This is a genomic window from Microbacterium nymphoidis (assembly GCF_021044885.1).
Lineage (GTDB): Bacteria > Actinomycetota > Actinomycetes > Actinomycetales > Microbacteriaceae > Microbacterium > Microbacterium nymphoidis.
The window spans coordinates 424,980-447,021 of sequence record NZ_JAJNOD010000001.1 but is presented as its reverse complement, the minus strand read 5'-3'; the positions used below and the strand labels follow the sequence as shown (position 1 = coordinate 447,021).

Below are 22,042 nucleotides of genomic sequence, written 5' to 3'. Positions count from 1 at the left end.
CGGACATCGGCACGGGAGCCGTTCGCCGCGCGTGCCGATCAGCCGACGGGAACCGCCGACTCGGTGCGGTCGATCGTGAACTGCCCGATCACGCGCGTGCCGTCATAGAGGACGGCGGTCTGGCCCGGAGCGACGCCGTCCAGCGGCTCGACCGGTGTGACGATGAGACCGTCCTCGCCCCGCACGGCCTGAGCGGGCACGGGATCGGCGTGCGCACGGATCTGCACGTCGCACGCGAACTCGTCGGTCAGCGGCTCCGCACCCGCCCAGCTCAACCGCGCCCCGGCGATGCGTCCGATCGCGAGCGCTTCCTTCGGCCCCACCACGACCGTGTTCGACACCGGGCGGACCTCAAGCACGAATCGCGGCTTGCCGTCGGCAGCGGGGACGCCCAGGTGGAGCCCGCGTCGCTGTCCGACGGTGTAGGCGTGCGCGCCCTCGTGCGAGCCGACCACGTGCCCCTCGCGATCGACGATGTCGCCCGTAGCCGTTCCGACCTTCTCCGCAAGCCATCCGCGGGTGTCGCCATCCGGGATGAAGCAGATGTCGTGGCTGTCGGGCTTGGAGGCTACGAGCAGCCCGCGTTCGGCGGCCTCCGCACGAACGACGGCCTTAGACGGGGTGTCCCCCAGCGGGAAGTAGGTGTGCGCGAGCTGCTCGGCAGTCAGCACCCCCAGGACGTACGACTGATCCTTCGCGTCATCTGCGGCGCGGTGCAGCTCCAGCCCACGTTCGCCGTCGCGAAGGCTCGCGTAGTGCCCGGTGCACACGGCGTCGAATCCCAGCTCGATCGCCCGCTCCAGCAGCGCGGCGAACTTGATCTTCTCGTTGCAGCGCATGCACGGATTGGGCGTGCGGCCTGCCTGGTACTCCGAGATGAAGTCGGCGATGACGTCATCGCGGAAGCGCTCCGAGAAGTCCCAGACGTAGAAGGGGATGCCCAGCTTGTCGGCCACCCGCCGCGCGTCCATGGCGTCCTCGATGGTGCAGCATCCGCGACTGCCGGTGCGCAACGTGCCGCCCGCGCGGGAGAGCGCCAGGTGCACGCCCACCACCTCGTGCCCGGCATCGACCGCTCGCGCCGCGGCCACAGCCGAGTCCACGCCACCGCTCATCGCCGCCAGAACTCGCATGTCACCAGTCTACGAGCGCCGCGCGGCCCCGGTCGCTGCCGCGTAGGCGGACCCGATGTTCGCGATCACCGCGTCGACGTCCTCCGCCGTGCTCGTGCGGCCCACGCTAAAGCGCAGCACGCTGCGCGCATCCCGCTCGTCGCGGCCCATGGCGCGCACTACGTGCGAGGGCTCGGCAATTCCGGCCGTACACGCCGACCCGGTGGACACCGCGATACCGGCCCGATCCAGCAGGTACAGCAGCGACTCCCCCGATGCGCCGGGGAAGAGCAGGTGCAGGTTCCCGGGCAGTCGTTCCTGTGCACCGAGCACCTGGGCTTCGGGCACCGCCGCGAGGATGCCGCGTCGCAGCCGCTCCCGGAGCGCGGCGTCGTGGGCTGCCTCAGCCTCGCGGCCGGCGGCCATCGCCTCGGCTGCAGCGGCGAACGCCACAGCGCCCGCGACGTCCTGCGTGCCCGCGCGGAGGTCACGCTGTGCTGCACCCCCGTGATGGAGAGCCGCCAGACGAGCCGACCGCGACACCACGAGGGCCCCCGTCGCCGGCGGTCCCCCGATCTTGTGCGCGGACACGCTCATCGCGACGATGCCTGCGCCGCCCTCGCCGCGCAGCTGCGCGAACGACAGCGGGAGATGCCCGAAGCCGGCGACAGCGTCAATGTGAAGGGGCACTCCCGCATCCTGCGCCACTGCGCCGAGCTCCGCGACGGGGTTCAGCGTTCCCACCTCGTTGTTGGCGAGCAGCGCCGTGGAGATCACGACGTCGGGGCCGAGGGCGACCCCGAAGGCGGCTGGCTCGATACGCCCCTCCAAGTTCAGGGGCACCGGCCGGACCCGAGCCGCCTGCTCGCTGCGCAGCCACTCCACGCTGTCCATGGTGGCGTGATGCTCGCCGTCCGGGAGCACGATGACATCGCGATCCGCCGGGCGCGACCACCACGCGCCCTTCAGCGCGAGGTTGATGGACTCGGTGCCGCCGGAGGTGAAGACCACCTCGATGGGGTCCGCGTCCACGACGCGCGCGATGACCTCGCGCGCGTCCTCCAGAACCCGGCGGGCATGCTGTCCCGCGCCGTGTATGGATGAGGGGTTCGCCAGCTCACCGACAGCGGCGACCCAGGCGTCGCGGGCCTCGGGCCGCATGGGGGTCGCGGCAGCGTGATCCAGGTATGCGCTCACCCCTCCACTCTCCCACGCGGGGGAAGGACGCAGGTCGGCGACCGTGTATGGCACACACTCCGATCCGCCGCCGGGACGCCGGGGGAACGGTGGATGAATGAACGCGCACGGTGGCATTCTCGCCGTACTCTGGGGGGATGGACAGCTCCGACCCGACGCAGCCGCCCGCGTTCCTCGACGCCGCCCTGGATGGGCTCGGCGTCCGCCTGGCGAACGGCATCGCCACGATTCGCGTGCACTCCCACGACGCCACCGCCGTCGAACTGCTCGTCTTCAACGACGACGATCTGGACTGGGTGACCGACACGGTCACCCTCACCCGCGGTCCCGCCGGAGTGTGGAGCGCGACCACCGACCTCCTGCATGTCGGCAGCCCGTACATGCTGCGCGCATCGGGCCCGGCCGGGTCGCGCTTCGACAGCGAACGCATGCTGATCGACCCGTACTCGCGCGGTCTGATCCCCGGTGACGGCTACGAGGACTTCCGCAGCGTCGTCATCGACGAGACCTTCGACTGGGGCGGCGTCGCCAAGCCCGCCATCCCGCTGGACGAGACGATCATCTACGAAGGCCACCTCAAGGGTCTGAGCAAGCGGCACCCCGACGTGCCGCCGGCGCTGCACGGCACCTATGCCGGACTCGCCCACCCGGCGATGATCGAGCACTTCCGATCGCTCGGCATCACCGCGGTAGAGCTGCTGCCCGTCCACGCGTTCAGCTCGGAGCCGCGCCTGCTGAATCTCGGTCTGTCGAACTACTGGGGGTACAACACCGTCTCCTTCTTCACTCCGCATGCCGCGTACGCCACGGCCGATGCACGTCGTGCTGGCCCGGCGGCGGTGCTACGCGAGTTCAAGGGAATGGTGAAGCTCCTACACCAGGCGGGGATCGAGGTCATCCTCGACGTCGTCTACAACCACACCTCCGAAGAGGGCCCCGGCGGCCCGACGACGAGCCTGCGCGGTCTGGACGATGCCACGTACTACCGGCAGGGCGACGACGGCTCCTACATCGACACCACCGGTTGCGGCAACACGCTCAACACGTCCGCACCGGCCGCTGCGCGACTCGTGCTCGACTCTCTGCGGTACTGGGCGCAGGAGGTCGGCATCGACGGGTTCCGCTTCGACCTGGCGACCTCGCTCGGCCGCGATGCCGGGCACGAGTTCACCCCGGACCACCCGCTGCTACAGGCGATCCGCACCGATCCCGCACTCGCGGGTGTGAAGATCATCGCCGAGCCGTGGGACGTCGGCATGGGCGGCTGGCAGACGGGCAACTTCGGACCGGGCTGGCAGGAGTGGAACGACCGCTACCGCGACCGGGTGCGCAACTTCTGGCTGAGCGACATCGACTACGCGCGCCGCGCGGGCATCGCCCCCACCGGCATCGGCGGGTTCGCCACCCGCCTCGCGGGCTCGTCGAACACGTTCTCCAACGAACGCGGACCGCTCGCGAGCGTCAACTTCGTCACCGCACACGACGGGTTCACGATGCGCGACCTGGTCTCCTACGGCACCAAGCACAACCTCGCCAACGGCGAGCACAATCGCGATGGCGCCGATCAGAACCGGTCCTTCAACCACGGTGCGGAGGGTCCCACAGACGACGCCGCGATCCGCGCGACACGGCGCAAGGCGATCCGCAACCTGTTCGGCACGCTGCTGCTGTCGGCCGGCACGCCGATGATCACCGCGGGCGACGAGACCGGACGCACCCAGCACGGCAACAACAACGCCTACTGCCAGGACTCCCCCATGACCTGGCTCAGCTGGCAGCACGAGCCCTGGCAGGAGGAGCTCCGTGCGCATGTGTCGGCGCTCACCCGTATCCGGCGGGAGAACCCCGCTCTCCGCCCGAGCCGCTATGCCGTGCTCGGAGAGCACGTCGAGGGCGCGAGCGAGATGGAGTGGTTCGACGAGAACGGCGAGACGATGTCGGCAGATCGCTGGCAGAACGCCGGCCACCGCACCCTGCAGTATTTCGCGGCGGAGAACCTGCATGACGGCGAGCCGCGCAACAAGATCCTGCTCATGATTCACGGAAACGAGTCGCCCATCGTGGTGCGACTGCCGCGGATTCCCGGGGTCACGCGATATCGCTCACTGTGGTCCAGCGAGGAGGAGAGCCCGCAGCCCGAGCGGCTGACATACGCCCCGGGTGACACCGTCACGCTGACGAGCACGGCGATGCACCTCTTCGGCGTCGACTCTGACGATGAGCGGGTGACGGATGAGGCCATCGACGCCGCAGCGCACGCCGTCGCGGCCGCCGACACGCCGGCCGCCGATGCCACGGACCCCGCCGTCGCGGGGCAGGAAGACGCCGCAACGCAACAGTGATGTGGCGAGGGCGGGGTGCGCGGTAGGTTGCTCATGTGGCTGCCAAGAACCGCTCTCTGACCCGCCCGTGGCGAAGCACCCGGCCCGTGCCGGTCCGCTCGCTTCCGATCACCGCGTCCGTGGGAGCGGATGCCGACACCATCTCGGGACGCATCCCGGTGCAGGACGTGCATCCCAGCGCTCCGGGAGGCTTTGCCCCCTCGGCCTACGCCGGTGAGGCCGTTCCGTTCCGGGCGACGGCCTTCCGGGAGGGGCACGACCTGATCGGAGTCCAGCTGCGGCTCTGGTCCCCCAGCGGCGAGGAGTCACTGCACCGGCTGACCTCCACCGGCGACGGTCTGGACCACTGGGAGGTCCAGGTGGTGCCGCTAGAGCAGGGGATCTGGCGATTCCGCGTGGAGTCCTATGCGGACGAGTGGGCGAGCTGGCACCACGCAGCAGCAGTGAAGATCCCCGCCGGAGTCGACGTCGCGGTGATGCGCGAGCTGGGTGCAGCCCTGTTCGACCGCGCTCGTTCGGAGAAGAAGCTCCCGGCCGGTGCGAAGGCGCGGCTTCAGGCCGCGGCCAAGACCCTGCGCGCTGCGAGCGCATCCGCGGAGGACGTCCTCGCCGTGGTCGAAGATGCCGCGCTCGCGTCGTTCTTCGCCGACTTCCCCGTGCAGTCGTTCATCACCGTCTCCGCGGAGCGCACCCTTCTCGTCGAGCGCGAACGTGCCGGGTACGGCGCCTGGTATGAGTTCTTCCCCCGTTCGGAAGGCGCAGTCCGCCACGCGGACGGCTCGGTGTCGTCCGGAAGCTTCGTCACCGCGCTCGATCGCCTCCCCGCCGTCGCGGCGATGGGCTTCCAGGTGCTGTACCTGCCACCGATCCATCCCATCGGGCGCACGAACCGGAAGGGCCCGAACAACACCCTCGATGCCGGACCGGACGACCCCGGATCGCCCTGGGCGATCGGCGCCGCCGAAGGCGGACACGACACGGTTCACCCGGATCTCGGAACCCTCGCCGACTTCCGCGCGTTCGTTGCGGCTGCTCGCGACCGGGGAATCGAGGTGGCACTCGACCTGGCGTTGCAGGCGAGCCCCGATCACCCCTGGGTCACCTCCCATCCGGAGTGGTTCACCACGCTCCCGGATGGCACCATCGCGTACGCGGAGAACCCCCCGAAGAAGTACCAGGACATCTATCCCGTCAACTTCGACAACGATCCGCTGGGTATCCGCGCCGAGGTGCTACGCATCGTGGAGCACTGGATCGCGCAGGGCGTGCAGATCTTCCGCGTCGACAACCCGCACACGAAGCCGCTGGCCTTCTGGGAGTGGCTGATCCGTACCGTGAACGCGAAGCATCCGGACGTGGTCTTCCTTGCGGAGGCGTTCACCCGGCCGGCGATGATGCGCTCGCTGGCCGCCGCGGGGTTCCAGCAGAGCTACTCGTACTTCACCTGGCGGAACACCCGCGCTGAGCTGGAGGAGTTCCTCACCTCGGTATCGCACGAGACCGCTGATTTCCTGCGGCCCAACCTCTTCGTCAACACTCCCGACATCCTGACGGAGTACCTCCAGTTCGGAGGCAGAGCGGCCTTCGCCATCCGGGCCATCGTCGCGGCGACCGCAGCCCCGCTGTGGGGCGTGTACGCGGGCTTCGAGCTGTTCGAGAACGTGGCCCGCCCCGGCGCCGAGGAGAACATCGACAACGAGAAGTACGAGATCAAGACGCGCGACTGGGCCGAAGCCGATGCCACCGGCCGCACTCTCGCGCCACTCATTACCCGCCTGAACGAGATCCGCGCCGCCCACCCCGCGCTCCGGCAGCTGCGCAATCTCCGCCTCCACGGCAGCGATGACGATGCGATCCTCGTCTTCAGCAAGCATCTGCCTGCGGAGCTCTCCCCGGACGGAACCGCCGACACCATCATCGTGGTGGTCAACGTCGATCCGCATTCGGTGCGGGAGACCACCGTCCATCTGGACACGACCGCGTGGGGCGTGCCGCGTGGCGAGGCGTTCACGGTGGAGGACCTGCTCTCCGGCGAGGAGTGGCAGTGGACCGACCACGCGTACGTCCGCCTCGACGCCTTCACGCGCGCTGCACACATCCTCCGGGTGAAGGGCTGACATGAGCGAGACGATTCCCACCGAGACCCTGCGCGCGGTCGCCGAGGGCACCCATCACGCTCCGCACGACGTGCTGGGCATCCACCCCTGCACCGACGGCGTCGTGGTGCGCGCACGCCGCCCTCTGGCAGTCACCGTGGCCGCACAGTTCGCCGACGGCACCTCCCTCCCCCTCACGCACCGCATCGACGGCGTGTGGGAGGGCTTCACCGCAGGTGAGCCCCGCGCCTACACCGTGGAGACCACGTACCGCGACGGGACGGCCTGGGTCGCGGATGACCCCTACCGCCACACCCCCACCCTGGGAGAGCTCGACCTGCACCTGATCGGCGAGGGCCGGCATGAGGAGCTGTGGCGAGTGCTCGGCGCGCACGTGCGAACACACGATGCGGTCGAGGGCGTCGCGTTCAGCGTCTGGGCGCCGAACGCCCGGAGCGTGCGTGTGGTGGGCCCCTTCAACGACTGGGATGGCCGCAGTCATGCGATGCGCTCCATGGGCGGTAGCGGTGTCTGGGAGCTGTTCGTCCCTGCGCTCGGTGAGGGAACGATCTACAAGTACGAGATCCGCACCGAGCGGGGTGACTGGATCCTGAAGGCGGATCCCATGGCACAGGCGGCGGAGACGCCTCCGGCGACCGCATCACGCGTGACCCGTTCCCACTACGTCTGGAACGATGCCGAATGGATGGCGCGTCGTGCGGCGACCGATCCCTCGGTACGCCCGATGTCGATCTACGAGCTCCACCTGGGATCGTGGCAGCCCGGCCTGTCGTACCGCGACGCCGCCGACCCGCTCATCGAGCATGTGCTCGGACTCGGGTTCACCCATGTGGAGTTCATGCCGCTCGCGGAACACCCGTTCGGGGGGTCATGGGGTTATCAGGTCTCCGGCTACTACGCGCCGACAAGCCGGTTCGGCACTCCCGACGACCTGCGATACCTGATCGACCGCCTGCACGGTGCGGGCATCGGCGTGATCATGGACTGGGTGCCCGGTCATTTCCCCAAGGATGCGTTCGCTCTCGGCCGCTTCGACGGGCGGGCCGTGTACGAGCACGCCGATCCGCGCCGTGGCGAGCACAAGGACTGGGGCACCTACATCTTCGACTACGGCCGCAATGAGGTGCGCGGCTTCCTCGTGGCCAACGCGCTGTACTGGCTGGAAGAGTTCCACGTCGACGGACTCCGGGTGGATGCGGTGGCGTCGATGCTCTACCTGGACTACTCGCGTCAGGACGGCGAATGGGAGCCGAATGTCCACGGCGGGAGAGAGAACCTCGAGGCGATCGCTTTCCTGCAGGAGGTAAACGCCACCGCCTACAAGCGCAATGCGGGCATCGCGATGATCGCGGAGGAGTCCACGAGCTATCCCGGTGTCACCGCCAGCACGGACTCCGGCGGCCTGGGGTTCGGTTTCAAGTGGAACATGGGGTGGATGAACGACTCCCTGCAGTACGTGTCCCGCGACCCGCTCTATCGCGGCCACCACCACGGCGAGATCACCTTCTCCTTCCACTACGCATTCAGTGAGCAGTACGTGCTGCCCATCAGCCACGACGAAGTGGTTCACGGCAAGGGCACGCTGCTGAGCCGGATGCCCGGAGACCACGCCACGAAGCTGGCCGGCGCGCGGGCATTCCTCGGCTACATGTGGGCGCACCCCGGAAAGCAACTGCTGTTCATGGGGCAGGAGTTCGGTCAGCTGTCCGAGTGGAGCGAAGGGCGCGGTCTGGATTGGTGGATGCTGGATCAGCCCAGCCATCGGCAGTTGCAGTCCTTCGTCGGCGCGTTGAACCGCACCTACCGCGACCAGCCCGCTCTGTGGGAGCGCGACCGTGACGGAGCGGCCTTCTCGCTGCTCGGGGCGCCGGCCTGGAACACCAACATCGTCGCTTTCGATCGCGTCGATGCGCAGGGTCGGCACGTCGTGTCCGTGACCAACTTCTCCGGCTCCGTGATCGCCAACCTGCCGTTCATTCTCCCCCGGCCCGGGCTCTGGCGTGAGGTGCTGAACTCAGACGCCGCGGAGTTCGGAGGCGGTGGCGTCGGCAACTTCGGCAGCGTGACCGCGGACGACTCGGGGCTCACCAGCGTGACCGTCCCGTCCCTCGGCACGATCTGGCTCACGCAGGAGTGACACGAAGAAGGAGCACCCGGTTTCGGGTGCTCCTTCTTCGTGGTCGTGTGGTGCGCGTCAGAACAGCATCGACGACAGGCGGGCTCGGGCGCGGGTCACTCGCGCATCGCTATCGCCGACCAGCCCGAACAGCTCCAGCAGACGCTCGCGAACCGGGGTGCGCTCGTCGGCGGGCAGCACGGCGAACAGCTCGAGAAGCCGATCGAAGGCGTCCTCGACGTGTCCGCCCGCAAGATCCAGGTCCGCCACCGAGAGTTGCGCGTCGACGTCGGCCGGATCCGCGGCCGCCGCGGCTCGCACGGCCTGCAGGTCGGCATTCTGAACACGCTGCAGCAGCTTCACCTGCCCCAGACCGGCACGCGCTTCCTCATCGCGCGGGTTCTCGGCGAGTGCCGCCTCGTAGGCGGTGACGGCCCGAGCGTAGTCGCCGGCCTCGATGGCGTCATAGGCCTCGGCATGCAGCGGCGGGAGGGGCTTCTCGGCGGGCGCAGCGGACTCCGCTTCCCCGGCGCCCGCCTCCACCGTCCCGGTGACGCCATTCTGAGCGGCCACCTGCAGCAGCTGTGCGAACACCTCGCGCACCTGCTGGTCATCGGCGGCACCGTTGAACATCGGGAGCGGCTGCCCGGCGATCACGGCGACGACGAAAGGCACCGACTGAGCGCCGAAGGCACGGACGATCCCGGGGTTGGCGTCGGCATCGACGTTACCGAGAACCACACGGCCCGCGAGAGCGCGCACCACGGCCTCGAGCGTCGCCCCGAGCTGCTGGCTCGCCTCACTGCGTGCGGACCAGAGGTTCACGACTACCGGCACTGACCGTGAGAGCTCCAGGAGCTGCGGGAACTCGGCCTCGGTGACGGTTGAGATCAGCTCAGCCGCCCCTTGTGCCGCGGCCGTCTGCTCCGGGCTCGGACGGTTGCGGAGGGAGGACAGGTCAACAGCACCACGCAGCACGGCGCCGGGGGCATCGCTCACGGGAGAACCTCAGCCTTCAGGATGTCGCTGGAGAATCCCAGCAGTCGGATCTTCTCCCCCGAGGACTGGCCGGGGACGAAGAAGAACAATTGGTCGGAGTACGTGGTCTGGAAACCGGTCTGCGACTGGGTCACGCCCGTGAGGGCGGTCACCTTCGGGTTGCCATCGAGCTTGATCACCGCGTCGGCGACCGTGGGCTTGGAGGTCTCCGTCTCCTCCACGTTGACGGCCACGATGGCGCCGTTGTCCACCGTCATCAACGCCACCGGTGCGGATGCACCCGCGCGCGCGGCGAACTCCAGCGTTCCGGTCTGGCCCTCCGCCGTCGCGTTGAAGGTGTTGAGCTGTTCCTGGCGGCCCGCCGTGATCTTCGGCAGGAAGGTGTCAACGTCCAGGTTGAAGCTCGGTGCGAACTCGCTGGCGGTGCCCTTGTCGAGCACATCGGAGTATGCGGCCGCGACCTGATCGGGCGCCATCACCAGGAGAGACGAATCGGGACGCACGAGATTGGCGCCGAGCTCGGCCGGTGCCAGATTGGGCGTCTGAGCCGACGCCTCCAACTGCGCGAGATAGGACACCTTGTACGGGCTCCAGGCGTCGTTCTGCGTGGCGATGAGGATGCGCGGCGCCACGGTCGTGTCCGCCTCGTCCTGCCACACCGCGAGGATCGTGCGCGGCCACCCCGACTTCGCCTCAGGAACGATGATCTGGTACGGCTTGGACGGAACAGCGGTGAGGGCGGGAATGTCGGGCAGAGTGGTGCGCAGCGTGTAGTTGGTGGCACGGGCCGCGAGGACGGCGTCGGAAAGGCGCGTGGACGCGACGTCGATGCTGAGCGAGCTGTCGGCGGCAGCCGCAGTGGTCGCGATGCGATCGAGGATCTTCTCCGCCTGCTGCTCGGTGACCGAGGGCGTCTCCTGGTCCTCGGGGACGATCACCGTGGGCGTGGGAGACGGAGTAGCCGTGGGTTCGTCGAACTTCGGCCAGGCATCCGCCGTGCAGCCGCTGAGCAGCGCGCCCGAGACGACGAGCGCCGGGATCGCGATGAAAGTCCGGCGGCCGCCGCGCTTCTTCGTGCCCGAGCTGATCACGCCCTTGCCCGCGGCGTCATCCGCGTCCAGCTCGCCAACGCTGATCGGCTGGGTCTCCGGCAGCGGCGGAACTCCGCGTCGACGCGGACCGCGCGATCGACGCATGTGACGGATGCCCAGTACATACAGCAGGATGCCGACGATGAGCGCGATGCCGCCGAGCACGACCAGCGGACCCGCCCACGGCGTCGAGTTGTCGATCGCCCAGGAGAGCGCGATGTCGCTCGGCGCCGGATTCTGACCGTCTGCGGCGACCAGAACCGCCATGGTGTCGGGAAGCCGGAGCTTGCGGATCATCGAGTCGTCGCTGGTGAACTCGTCCGTCCAGAGGTCGGAGCCCACGGGCGTCGCCGCGTTCGGCGTGATGAGGCCGGCCGTCGTCGCTGCGTCGATGCCCTTCTGGACGCTCTCATCCACCGCCGGAGCCTCTTGGGCCGGTGCGACCACCGTCGAGGTGATCGTGCCGTCGTCGGCGAGGGTGACGTGATTGTACGAGCGGTCAGCGAGCCAGGCGGCAACGTCGTCCTTCGCCGCGATCGCACCGAAGATCTGCCCGTTGCCGACGATCTGGAGCGTTTGCACACCCGGCAGCTTGTTGAAGACCTCGCCGTCGATCATCGTGTACGGCTGGTCGGCGGAGACACCGAGCTCAGCGCGCTCGGTGTTGGGACCGAGGAACACGGTGCGCTGGGCAATACCGCCAGCGATGAGAACGGCGGCGATCACGAAGGATGCGACAGCCCAGACAAAACGCACGAAATTTCTCCTCACATCTCCGCACGGGGCGCGGAGCGGATAGACACTCGACCAAACAGACTACCGAACCTGACTGAAAGTTGTCCTGACAGTGGCGGGTTACCGGGTTCGCGGGCCTCAGCGCACTATGTTGATCGGGAGCACTCCGACCGCCGAAGGAAACATGAAGCTGCAATACCCGTTCCGAACCGCGCTGGTCGCGACACTGGGCGTGGGCGTCGGCATCGCCCTCATCACCGGAGTCCAGAGCCTGGGTGCCGTGCTCCTGTACGTCGGCACCGCGCTCTTCCTCAGCCTCGGGCTGGATCCGGTCATCTCGTTCCTGGAGCGCAGGCGCGTTCCGCGTTGGGCTGCGGTACTGATCACCGTCGTGGTCGTGCTGGGGGTGTTCGCCGGGATCGTTGCGATCGTGCTGCCGCTGATCATCAACCAGGTGACTCTCCTGGTCAATCAGGTCATCCGCATCATCACGATGCCGGATCTGATCGGGGAGCTGGAGAAGTGGCTCACCGCCCTGTTCCCCAACCTCCGCGTGCAGGACGTGCTCGATCAGGCACAGGAGTGGGCCTTGTCGAGCATCGGCGATTTCGGAACGCAGGTGGTCAACCTGAGCCTCGGGGCGATCCAGGGCCTGTTCGGCGCGTTCATCGTGCTGATCCTCACGATCTACCTCACCGCCTCCACCCCGGCGCTGAAGGCGTCCGTGTACCAGCTGGTGCCGGCGTCTCGACGGGCGCGGTTCATCGATCTCGCCGAGCAGATCATCGACTCCGTCGGCTACTACGTCATGGGTCAGGTGACGCTCGGCGTCATCAACGGCGTGCTGAGCTTCTTCTTCCTGTCGATCATCAACGCGCCGTTCAGCGCGGTGCTGGCGGTCATCGCATTCTGCGGATCGCTGATCCCGCTGGTGGGAACGCTGACGAGCTCGGCGGTCATCGTCGTCGCGTGCTGGCTGATCCCGGACGGCGGATCCGTCACCACCGCCATCATCGCCGCGGTCTACTACCTCATCTACATGCAGATCGAGGCGTACGTGATCTCGCCGCGCATCATGAACCGCGCGGTCTCCGTGCCGGGCGCCGTGGTTGTGATCGCCGCCCTGGCCGGTGGCGCTCTCGGCGGCCTGCTCGGGGCGCTCGTGGCGATCCCCGTGGCGGCGAGCCTGCTCATCATCTACCGCCAGGTGATCATCCCGCGACAGAACGAGCGCTGAGCCTGCTCGGGGCGCTCGTGGCGATCCCCGTGGCGGCGAGCCTGCTCATCATCTACCGCCAGGTGATCATCCCGCGACAGAACGAGCGCTGAGCCTGCTCGACGCGCTCAGTCGTTCCACTCGGTCGGGAGCGGCAGCGCGGCCGGATTTGCGGCACGGACGATTTCGGTGAGCACCCGATAGGTCTGGTTCTCCCCCACCCACAGGTGGCGTCCGCCCTCGACGGCGATCAGCCGCGCTTCGGGAATGCTCGAGAACCTCTCCCGCGCCTCCCCGGGCCGAAGGTAGTCGTCCAGCTCCGGAACGAGGATGACCACGTGGCAGTCCTCGTCCGCCCACGCGGCGACCTCGTCGGTGGTGGCCCGGTGCAGCGGGGGCGAGAGCAGGATGATGCCCTCGATGTCGTGGTCGCGCCCGTACTTCAGCGCCAGCTCGGTGCCGAAGGACCAGCCCACCAGCCAGGGACGCGGAAGGCCGCGCTCGGTCACGAACGCCATGGCGGCCGCGACGTCCGCTTCTTCGCCGATGCCCTCCTCGAAGGTGCCCTCGCTCGTTCCGCGTGGCGACGACGTGCCGCGCGTGTTGAAGCGGAGCACGGCGAGGTTCGCCAGTGCGGGAAGGCGTGCGGCTGCCTTGCGGAGGATGTGGGAATCCATGAAGCCGCCGGCCGTGGGCAGCGGATGCAACGTCACGAGTGTGGCGACGGGTGCCGCGTCGAGCGGGACGGCCAGCTCACCCACCAGTGTCAGTGCGTCCTGCGTGCGCAGGGTAATGTCCTCGCGGCGAGCCGGAAGCTCGACCGCGCCACGGATCTCCATCAGCTGATCCTCCAGCAGTGCGTGTGCCAATGGCGCCGGGCGCCCAGGTCAGCGGTGTCACCGAGCACGCCGTCAGCGCGCCAGGCCACGAGGTGGGAGACACCGACGCCGACGATGCGCCCGCAGCCGGGGCAGGTGTACTCCTTCTGAGCCTGATGCTCGGAAACGGGCTGTACGTACCACTCCTGGCCACGGCGCACCTCGGTGCGTTTGAACCCCGCGATCATGCGGGCAAGGGAGTCCTCAGCGCGAGGATCCTCCGGTCGACGTCGATTCGATCGGGGCATGGTGAGACAGCGTCACCACCAGTGGTTGTTGACCCAGAAGTTGTACGCCTCGGCCCACGAGCCATAGCGTCCAACGGCATAGCCGTTACCCCAGGTGAGGTTGGCCACCGGGTCGTACCCGCCACCGGGAACCTTGGAGCAGGGCAGCGCCTGGACGAGGCCGCACGCACCGGAACTCGAGTTCGTGGCGTTCGGGTTCCAGCCGCTCTCCTTGCTCACGATGTAGTCGACGTAGCCCCAGTCGCTCTCCGCGATCCCGGCTGCCGCCATCCACTCTGCCGGTGAACCGCCGCCGGAGTACTTGGGTGATCCGCCGCCGCCGCTCTTCTTCGTGCCACCGCTGTCACCGCTGCTGCCCTCGTCCACCGACGCGGGCTCGGGCGTCGGCGTGGGTGTCGGCGTGGGCGTCTGATACGACATGTAGGAGTCGCGGGAGACCTCACCGCTGACGACGGCGTCGGCGGCCGTGAATGCCTGCGCTCCGCTTGCCGACAGCTGGTACGCGGTGGAGGAGGTCGAGGTCGGGGCGGGTGCCGCCACCGGACCGGTGCTGGCGAGGGCGACCGGCGCCACCGTGGCGCCGACGAAGCCAACGGCGGCCAGAGCGGAGAACACCGCCATCGCACTGCGCCGACGAGCCTTCTTCACAACGGGCTGCGAAGCATTCGTCTGACGCTGCGCTGCGCGCTTGCCACCGCGCAGCTCCACGGGATTCGTCTCGTTAGCAGAAGTCACAATGGGATAACTATACCTGCAGGATCCCCGGAAGGCATCAGGTGGCGCTCAGCGGGTGGGCGTGACGGCGAGCATGACCTCGACCACGGCGTCGAGGACGGCATCGACCTGCTCCTCGGCATATCCGTTGCGCTGCATGCGGAAAGCCGCCGCACGCACCTGCTCCGGTGTGACCCGATCGCCGTGTTCGAAGTATCCGACGAGCTTGTCAGTGACCAGGTCGACCTCGTCGATGCGATAGCCGTATCGCAGCAGGCCGGCGCGACGGAAGCGCTGGGTACGAGGGCGGGAGATCCGTTCGAGAACGATCTGGGCGGTCGCGCGCGCCTGCTCCACCCAGCCGTCGACTCCGACCGCGCGAATGCGGGCATCGCGCTCCCGGGCCGCGAACGCGTCTTCGATGCGCCCGAGTGCCGCATCGACGGGTGCGATCTCATACCCGTCCCGCACGAGCGGGAACGCGGCCTGGCGGATGTCGTCCGCGGTGAGGGCGACAGCATCGGAACGACGCTCGAACGCCGAGCGTGCATGAGCGAGGAAGCTGTCGACAGAACGTCGCTCATAGCCCTTGGTGCGACCAGTGGTGCGCGGGAAAGGAGTCGAACTCACGAGAGAACCGCCAGAGGTGAGAGGAAATGATGAAGAGCGAGCACCGCCACGGCCGAGGGCAGAATGCTGTCGAGGCGATCGAGGATTCCGCCGTGGCCGGGAATCCAGGAACTCATATCCTTGATGCCGAGATCGCGTTTGATCATCGACTCACCGAGATCCCCCAGCGTGGCCGTCAGCAACAGCGCGAGCCCACAGACGAGGCCGGTCCACCAGGGCAGCCCCAGCAGGAAGATGCAGACGAGCGTTGCGGTCACCACCGCGAAAACGGCGGCTCCCCCCAGGCCCTCCCACGTCTTCTTCGGGCTGACGCGCGGTGCCATCGGGTGCTTACCGAGCCAGAGGCCGATCGCATATGCGCCGGTGTCTGCCGACACCACGACGGTGAGGAAGAGGATGATCCAGTTCTGCCCGTTCTCCTCGCGAAGGACGAGAAGGGCAAGGGTCGTGAGGAACGGGATGTACACCGGGATGAGGACGCTCGCGAGGATGTCCCCGAGCACCTCCCGGCGGACCCGTCCGTCCTGGGCGCTCATCTGTCCGATCAGACGCCACACGATGATGAGGCTGACGCCCGCGAACAGCAGCACCCACAGTGCCCACGTCTCGGCGACATAGGCCGAGCCGACCAGCGCGACCGCCGTCACCAGCTGCGGGATCAGATCGATGCGCCGGCCCGCGGTCTGGAAGGCACGCGCCAGTTCGTACACGGCGGCGCCGGCGGCCACGACCGCGAGGATCACGAAGATCCACTTCAGGAAGAGCAGTGAGCCCAGCACGACCGCGCCGAGCGCGAGCCCGATGAGAATCGCTCCGATCAGGTCGCGCCCGGTCCGGGCCTTGATGCGTTCCTGGGCCTCATCGAAATTCTCCCGAGCGTGCGCGACCTGCTTGTCGAAGTTCTCCCGAGCGTGGGCGACCTGCGATTCCAGTTCCTCGCGCCGCGCCTTGAGGTGCGCGGGGAACGCGCGAGCGCCGGTGTCCGACGAGACGTCGGTCACCGGCTGCTCGGGCTCGGAGTTCCCGTGGGGATCGGACGTCATGCCGTGTCAGACCTCGAGCAGTTCGGCCTCTTTGCGCTTGAGCGCCTCGTCGATGAGGTCGGTGTGCGCGCGGGTCAGAGCGTCGAGCTCCTTCTCGCCGCGGGCGACCTCGTCCTCGCCGACCTCGCTCTTGAGCGCGTCCAGCTCGTCCTTCGCCTTACGGCGGATGCCACGCACCTGAACCTTCGCGTCCTCGCCCTTGGTCTTGACGAGCTTCACGAACTCCTTGCGGCGGTCCTCGGTGAGCTCGGGAAGGGTGACCCGGATGACGTTGCCGTCGTTCGAGGGGTTCGCGCCGAGGTTCGGCATGTCGCGAATCGCGTTCTCGATGTCGCGCAGCGCTCCCTTGTCGTAGGGCGTGACGAGAAGAGTGCGAGCTTCAGAGGAGTTGATCGAGGCCAGCTGGGCCAGCGGCGTCATGGTGCCGTAGTAGTTGACCATGACCTTCTGGAACAGCTGGGGGTTGGCCCGTCCGGTGCGAACGGTCGAGAAATCCTCCTTGGCGGCCTCAACGGCGCGCTCCATCTTGGCCTTGGTGTCGGCGATCACAGCGGCGGCGGTCATGCCTGCTCCATTCATTGAGTACAGCTGATGTCAGTCTAGTGGGACGGCTTCTTCGTCCCTGTGAGGGTGCCCGCGCAGCGTCAGGCTGTGACGAGAGTGCCGATCTCCTCGCCGAGCAGCGCACGCGTGACGTTGCCGGCGGGCTCCATGCCGAACACACGCATGTTCATGCCGTTGTCCATGCACAGGCTGAAGGCGGTGGAATCGACCACCTTGAGGCCCTGCTGCAGTGCGTCGCTGTAAGTCACGTGGTCGAGCTTGACCGCATCCGGATCGGTACGAGGGTCGGCCGAGTAGACGCCGTCGACGCCGTTCTTGGCAACGAGAACCTCGGTGGCGCCGATCTCCAGCGCGCGCTGCGCGGCGACCGTGTCCGTGGAGAAGTACGGCAGACCCGCACCGGCGCCGAAGATCACGACGCGGCCCTTCTCCATGTGCCGCTCGGCCTTCAGCGGGATGTACGGTTCGGCGACCTGAGTCATCTGGATGGCGGACTGCACGCGCGTGGCTGCGCCGGCCTGCTCCAGGAAGTCCTGCAGCGCGAGTGCATTCATCACGGTGCCGAGCATGCCCATGTAGTCAGCGCGACCGCGCTCCATGCCACGCTGGCTCAGTTCCGCGCCGCGGAAGAAGTTCCCTCCGCCCACCACGATTGCAACCTCGACGGTATCGACGACCTCGGCGATCTCGCGGGCGATGGCGCTGACGACATCCGGGTTCACACCCAGCTGGCCACCGCCGAAGGCCTCACCGGAAAGCTTCAGCAGGACGCGACGGCGTCCGGTCTTCTCTGTCGTGGTCACGTTGTTCCTCTCGTCGCGCTCAACCGTAGCGCGCTGGTGTGTGTGCGTGAAGAAGGGCCCGGATCGTCACACGATCCGGGCCCTGAAAAAGGTCTTACGCGCCGACCTTGAAGCGGGCGAAAGCGGTCACCGTGATGCCGGCGTCCTTCGCCACCTGGGCGACCGTGAGCTTGTTGTCACGGGCGTAGTCCTGGTCGAGCAGGGCGACCTGCTTGATGAACGCGTTGACGCGACCCTCCACGATCTTCGGCAGGGCAGCCTCGGGCTTGCCCTCCTCGAGGGAGATCTTCGTGACGATCTCGCGCTCCTTCTCGATGTCCTCGGCCGGGACGTCGTCACGGCTCAGGAACGAGGGGTTCGCGAACGAGATGTGCTGCGCGATGGCGCGAGCGGCCTCGGCGTCGTCACCGGTGTACGCAACGACCACGCCGACCTGCGGCGGCAGGTCCTTGTTGGTGCGGTGCATGTAGACCTCGAACTTCTCGCCCGAGACGGTGCGCACCTGACGCAGCTCGACCTTCTCGCCGATGATGGCGGCCTCGTCGCTGATCAGCTCGGCGACCGTCTGGTCTCCGGCCGGAGCGGCGAGAGCGGCCTCGACCGAGTCGGCAGCGGCCGCCGCGGTGGCAGCCAGGACCTTGTCGGCGAGGGCGATGAAACGCTCGTTCTTCGCGACGAAGTCGGTCTCGCAGGCGAGCTCGATCATGGTGACCTTGCCGTCCTGCTCGGACGCGGCGATCAGACCCTCGCTGGTGGAGCGGTCGGCACGCTTCGCGTTGCCCTTGGCACCCTTGAGGCGCAGGATCTCGGTGGCCTTCGCGACGTCGCCGTCAGCCTCCTCCAGCGCCTTCTTGGTGTCGACCATGCCCGTGCCGAGCTGCTCGCGGAGAGCCTTGATGTCGGCGATGCTGAAGTTTGCCATTGTGTGGCTCCTCTGTGATGTAAGTGGCAGCTGTAATGGATGGGCAGCGGGTGGCGCTCACGCGCCACCCGCTGATGGCTTACTTGGCCTCGGTCTCCACGGCGGCGGCCTGAGCCTCGGCGCCGGCCTCGTCCGCAGCGGTCTCGTCGGCGACAACCTCGACCTCAGAGCCCTCGACGACCGGTGCGCCCTGCTCGAGGAGCTCACGCTCCCACTCGGCCAGCGGCTCAGCGGCCTGCTCGTCGGCCGGCTGGTGCTTGGCGATCAGGCCCTCGGCGGCGGCGTCGGCGATCACACGCGTCAGCAGCGCGACGGAACGGATCGCGTCGTCGTTGCCCGGGATCGGGTACTGCAGGTCGTCCGGGTCGGCGTTCGTGTCGAGGATACCGATCACGGGGATACCGAGCTTCTTGGCCTCGTCGATGGCGAGGTGCTCACGCTTGGCGTCGATGACCCACATGGCCGACGGCGTCTTGGTGAGGTGGCGGATACCGCCGAGCGACTTGTGCAGCTTGTCGAGCTCGCGCTTCTTGAGGAGGAGCTCCTTCTTGGTGAAGCCCGAAGCGGACGGGTTCTCGAAGTCGAGCTCCTCGAGCTCCTTCATGCGCGCAAGACGCTTGGAGACCGTGGTGAAGTTGGTCAGCAGACCACCCAGCCAGCGCTGGTTCACGTAGGGCTGGTTGACGCGGGTCGCCTGCTCGGCGACGACTTCCTGTGCCTGCTTCTTCGTGCCGACGAAGAGGATGGTGCCGCCGTGAGCGACCGTCTCCTTGACGAAGTCGTACGCGCGGTCGATGTAGGCCAGCGACTGCTGCAGGTCGATGATGTGAATGCCCGAGCGCTCGGTGAGGATGAAGCGCTTCACCTTCGGGTTCCACCGGCGGGTCTGGTGTCCGAAGTGCACACCAGCGTCGAGCAGCTGGCGAATGGTGACGACTGCCATGGTCGTTCTCCTGTTTCTGGGCGCGCGGGGCGCCGTTGTTGCGGTTGAATTCGTGGATACCCACTACCTGGTGCCAGACACAGCCCCGCCTCGAAAGGACCGTTGGGGATGTGTGCCACGACCGTGGTCGTGCAAGGCACGCGAAGTCACTCCGACATGCGAAGTGCCCTTTCAGTGTAGCAGTGCGCGGGGCCCGAGAGATGTGCGGCCATCGTGTGTCTGCACGTAGCCGACATGATCCTGTTCGTCCTCCCCAGGTCCGTATGCTGCGGGATCTCCTCGTCGCCCTGCTCGATGGCGCCCGCCGTGCGGACCGGATGGCGAACATGAGCGGATGAACCACCTCGGCATCGACCTCTCATGCTCGTTTGCACGGCTCTGGCGCCGCCGGAGGGCCGCTCGGTCCGCTCGTCACCGACGACGTCCTGCTCTGCTGGCGGGAGCGGTAGTGCTCCTGTTCCTCGGGCTCGCTGGCTGGCCGGACCCGTCCGTTGCAGCACCGACCCGCGCGCCAGTGACACACTTCCCACCCACAGCGGGCCAGGGCTCCGGGCATGTTCCGGGGTACGGGTCAGTTCCGGAACACGGGTCAGTTCCGGAACACGGGTCATTTCCGCGACACGGCTCGCTTCCGGGACACCGGCCACGTCCGGGACACGAGTTACCTCCGGGACACCGGCCACTTCCGGGACACCGGCCATTTCCGGGACACCGGCCACTTCCGGGACACGAGTTACCTCCGGGGCACGGGCTGCTTCCGGGACACGGGCTGCTTCCGGGACACGGGCTGCTTCCGGGACACGAGCAGATTTCGGCGCCCCGGTCGACTGTGGCGCGCGCGACCGAATCCACGGCGGCGTCATCACGGCTCGCAGGTGCCTCCCGGGTCACGATCCCGCGTGGTGAAGGGTGGTCCTGGCCGTTCGACGGCGGTGTCCGCGTCGTCGCACCCTTTCTCGCTCCCCCGCACGCTTACGGCGCGGGACATCGCGGCATCGACCTCCTGCCGCTCGGCGGGGGCACCGGGATACGGGCACCGGCAGAGGGCGTGATCGCCTTCGTCGGGACGGTGGTGGATCGCCCGCTCCTGACCATCGATCACGGCAACGGTCTGATCACCACCCTGGAGCCCGTCCGCTCCGAGCTCGCCGCCGGAACGTCGGTGCGCGGCGGCGACCCCATCGGGACCCTCGCGACGGGAGGTCATGCACCTGCCGGACAGCTGCACTTCGGCGTTCGCCTCAACGGCGAGTACATCAACCCGCTGCTCATGCTCGGCGGCGTGCCGAGGGCGATCCTTCTCCCCTGTTGTTCGGAGATCGGATAGCCGTGACCGAGATCCCGTTTACGACATCGGCCCGTCGAGAAGATAGGCCTCATGCGCGTGGGTGCGCGGTGCGGTACACCGCGGATAGGCGCTCGGAGGAGACATGGGTGTAAATCTGGGTCGTGCCCAGACTTGCGTGGCCGAGTAGTTCCTGGACTGCCCGCAAGTCGGCACCGCCGTCGATCAGATGCGTCGCCGCGGAGTGGCGCAGTGCGTGTGGCCCGACCGTGCGCTCTCCCAGGACCGGCCCGAGCTCGCGCGCCACGATGCCGTACACCGTCCGCGATCCGATACGGGCGCCGCGAGTGCCGAGGAAGAGGGCAGGGCTCGGCTCGGCACGGGCCTGCAACGCGGGCCGTGAGCGCACGAGATAGCCGTCGAGCGCGCGCAACGCAGGCGCACCGAAGGGCACCACCCGCTCCTTCGAACCTTTGCCGAGAACCCGCACCGTGGCTCGGTCTCGATCGACGTCGACGACGTCGAGTCCGCACAGCTCGGACACCCGGATCCCCGCCCCGTACAGCATTTCCAGCATCGCGTGATCTCGCAGGGCGGTCACGTCCCCCTCAGCCGCACGCGCGCCCAGCGCATCGAGCATGTCGCGAACTCCGTCCGCGGTCGCGACAGCCGGCAGTGTCTGCGGCTTCTTCGGAGTCACCAGACGCAGCGTGGGATCGTGCGGAACGAGCCCTTCCTCCAGGGCCCATGCGAAGAAGGTGCGAACAGCGGCCGTTCGCCGCGCGATGGTGCTGCGCGCGTCGCCGCGCTGGCTGGCACGCCAGAGCCAGTCCCGCAGTTCCTCGAGACCGACGTTCCGCAGATCAGTGTCCCCGGTCGCCGCGTGGAGATCGGCCAGGTCGCTGCGGTAAGCGCGCACCGTCGCAGCCGACAACCGCCGCACCCGCGCAAGGTGCTCGACGAAGCTCTCGGCTGCGGCACTCAGTTCCACACGACGATCCTCGCGGCCCTGTCAGCGCATGCCGAGATGCCATGCCGAAGAGCACCGCGGTTGGCCATACGCCCGCGCCACCCGCACGCCGAATCG

General features: G+C 68.0%; 19 protein-coding genes. 5 read left to right on the top strand and 14 right to left on the bottom strand.

Annotation, left to right across the window (positions count from 1 at the left end; all coding sequences use genetic code 11):
- Positions 1-38 precede the first annotated feature (38 nt).
- Together mnmA and LQ566_RS02145 are read right to left on the bottom strand one after the other, a co-directional pair.
- The gene (mnmA, locus tag LQ566_RS02150; protein WP_231089916.1) at positions 39-1,133 is read right to left on the bottom strand and encodes a tRNA 2-thiouridine(34) synthase MnmA; all 1,095 of its coding nucleotides are present in this window, start codon (positions 1,131-1,133) and stop codon (positions 39-41) included.
- Between the two features lie 9 nt (positions 1,134-1,142).
- On the bottom strand, positions 1,143-2,309 hold the full coding sequence (locus LQ566_RS02145) for a cysteine desulfurase family protein (RefSeq protein WP_231089915.1): 1,167 nt from the start codon (positions 2,307-2,309) through the stop codon (positions 1,143-1,145).
- Positions 2,310-2,446: 137 nt separating this feature from the next.
- Here LQ566_RS02145 and glgX point away from each other — a divergent pair, with 137 nt between their 5' ends.
- Genes glgX through glgB form a run of 3 tightly spaced genes read left to right on the top strand, consistent with a single transcriptional unit; the run spans position 2,447 to position 8,905 of the window.
- Positions 2,447-4,651: a glycogen debranching protein GlgX gene (gene glgX, locus LQ566_RS02140; protein WP_231089914.1), complete on the top strand. Its 2,205-nt coding sequence runs from the start codon at positions 2,447-2,449 to the stop codon at positions 4,649-4,651.
- A 35-nt stretch (positions 4,652-4,686) separates the two neighbouring features.
- Complete coding sequence (locus LQ566_RS02135; protein ID WP_372459768.1) at positions 4,687-6,768, top strand: alpha-1,4-glucan--maltose-1-phosphate maltosyltransferase; 2,082 nt, start codon at positions 4,687-4,689, stop codon at positions 6,766-6,768.
- Between the two features lies 1 nt (position 6,769).
- Positions 6,770-8,905, top strand: a complete 2,136-nt coding sequence (gene glgB / locus LQ566_RS02130) for a 1,4-alpha-glucan branching protein GlgB (RefSeq protein ID WP_231089913.1) — start codon at positions 6,770-6,772, stop codon at positions 8,903-8,905.
- A 57-nt stretch (positions 8,906-8,962) separates the two neighbouring features.
- Here the strand turns inward: glgB and LQ566_RS02125 are convergent, their stop codons facing one another.
- Together LQ566_RS02125 and LQ566_RS02120 are read right to left on the bottom strand one after the other, a co-directional pair.
- Positions 8,963-9,883, bottom strand: coding sequence for a tetratricopeptide repeat protein (locus LQ566_RS02125; RefSeq protein ID WP_231089912.1), 921 nt, complete (start codon positions 9,881-9,883; stop codon positions 8,963-8,965).
- Entirely contained in the window at positions 9,880-11,730 is a 1,851-nt protein-coding gene (locus LQ566_RS02120) for a DUF8094 domain-containing protein (protein WP_231089911.1), read from the bottom strand. The genes LQ566_RS02125 and LQ566_RS02120 overlap by 4 nt, the downstream gene beginning before the upstream one ends.
- Positions 11,731-11,893: 163 nt before the next feature.
- On the opposite strand from LQ566_RS02120, the gene LQ566_RS02115 reads away from it, so the two are divergent.
- Positions 11,894-12,946 (top strand): AI-2E family transporter, encoded by a 1,053-nt coding sequence (locus LQ566_RS02115; protein ID WP_231089910.1) that lies wholly within the window; start codon positions 11,894-11,896, stop codon positions 12,944-12,946.
- 107 nt (positions 12,947-13,053) lie between these two features.
- Here LQ566_RS02115 and LQ566_RS02110 read toward each other — a convergent pair whose 3' ends face one another.
- From LQ566_RS02110 to rpsB, 9 genes are all read right to left on the bottom strand, one after another.
- Positions 13,054-13,764: an alpha/beta hydrolase gene (locus LQ566_RS02110; RefSeq protein WP_231089909.1), complete on the bottom strand. Its 711-nt coding sequence runs from the start codon at positions 13,762-13,764 to the stop codon at positions 13,054-13,056.
- The gene (locus tag LQ566_RS02105) at positions 13,764-14,051 is read right to left on the bottom strand and encodes an Rv1322 family protein (RefSeq protein WP_231089908.1); all 288 of its coding nucleotides are present in this window, start codon (positions 14,049-14,051) and stop codon (positions 13,764-13,766) included. The genes LQ566_RS02110 and LQ566_RS02105 overlap by 1 nt, the downstream gene beginning before the upstream one ends.
- A gap of 12 nt (positions 14,052-14,063) precedes the next feature.
- Positions 14,064-14,786, bottom strand: a complete 723-nt coding sequence (locus LQ566_RS02100; RefSeq protein ID WP_231089907.1) for an aggregation-promoting factor C-terminal-like domain-containing protein — start codon at positions 14,784-14,786, stop codon at positions 14,064-14,066.
- Positions 14,787-14,834: 48 nt separating this feature from the next.
- Positions 14,835-15,395, bottom strand: a complete 561-nt coding sequence (locus tag LQ566_RS02095; protein WP_231089906.1) for a DivIVA domain-containing protein — start codon at positions 15,393-15,395, stop codon at positions 14,835-14,837.
- The gene (locus LQ566_RS02090) at positions 15,392-16,438 is read right to left on the bottom strand and encodes a phosphatidate cytidylyltransferase (RefSeq protein WP_231089905.1); all 1,047 of its coding nucleotides are present in this window, start codon (positions 16,436-16,438) and stop codon (positions 15,392-15,394) included. The genes LQ566_RS02095 and LQ566_RS02090 overlap by 4 nt, the downstream gene beginning before the upstream one ends.
- A 6-nt stretch (positions 16,439-16,444) precedes the next feature.
- Complete coding sequence (gene frr / locus LQ566_RS02085) at positions 16,445-17,002, bottom strand: ribosome recycling factor (protein WP_231089904.1); 558 nt, start codon at positions 17,000-17,002, stop codon at positions 16,445-16,447.
- Between the two features lie 80 nt (positions 17,003-17,082).
- The gene (pyrH, locus tag LQ566_RS02080) at positions 17,083-17,805 is read right to left on the bottom strand and encodes a UMP kinase (protein ID WP_231089903.1); all 723 of its coding nucleotides are present in this window, start codon (positions 17,803-17,805) and stop codon (positions 17,083-17,085) included.
- Between the two features lie 94 nt (positions 17,806-17,899).
- Positions 17,900-18,727, bottom strand: a complete 828-nt coding sequence (gene tsf, locus LQ566_RS02075) for a translation elongation factor Ts (RefSeq protein ID WP_231089902.1) — start codon at positions 18,725-18,727, stop codon at positions 17,900-17,902.
- A gap of 79 nt (positions 18,728-18,806) precedes the next feature.
- On the bottom strand, positions 18,807-19,670 hold the full coding sequence (gene rpsB, locus LQ566_RS02070) for a 30S ribosomal protein S2 (RefSeq protein ID WP_231089901.1): 864 nt from the start codon (positions 19,668-19,670) through the stop codon (positions 18,807-18,809).
- An 829-nt stretch (positions 19,671-20,499) separates the two neighbouring features.
- Here rpsB and LQ566_RS17600 point away from each other — a divergent pair.
- Positions 20,500-20,997 (top strand): murein hydrolase activator EnvC family protein, encoded by a 498-nt coding sequence (locus LQ566_RS17600; RefSeq protein WP_231089900.1) that lies wholly within the window; start codon positions 20,500-20,502, stop codon positions 20,995-20,997.
- Positions 20,998-21,046: 49 nt separating this feature from the next.
- On the opposite strand, the gene LQ566_RS02060 is transcribed toward LQ566_RS17600, so the two are convergent.
- Entirely contained in the window at positions 21,047-21,946 is a 900-nt protein-coding gene (locus tag LQ566_RS02060) for a tyrosine recombinase (protein ID WP_231089899.1), read from the bottom strand.
- Positions 21,947-22,042 lie beyond the last annotated feature (96 nt).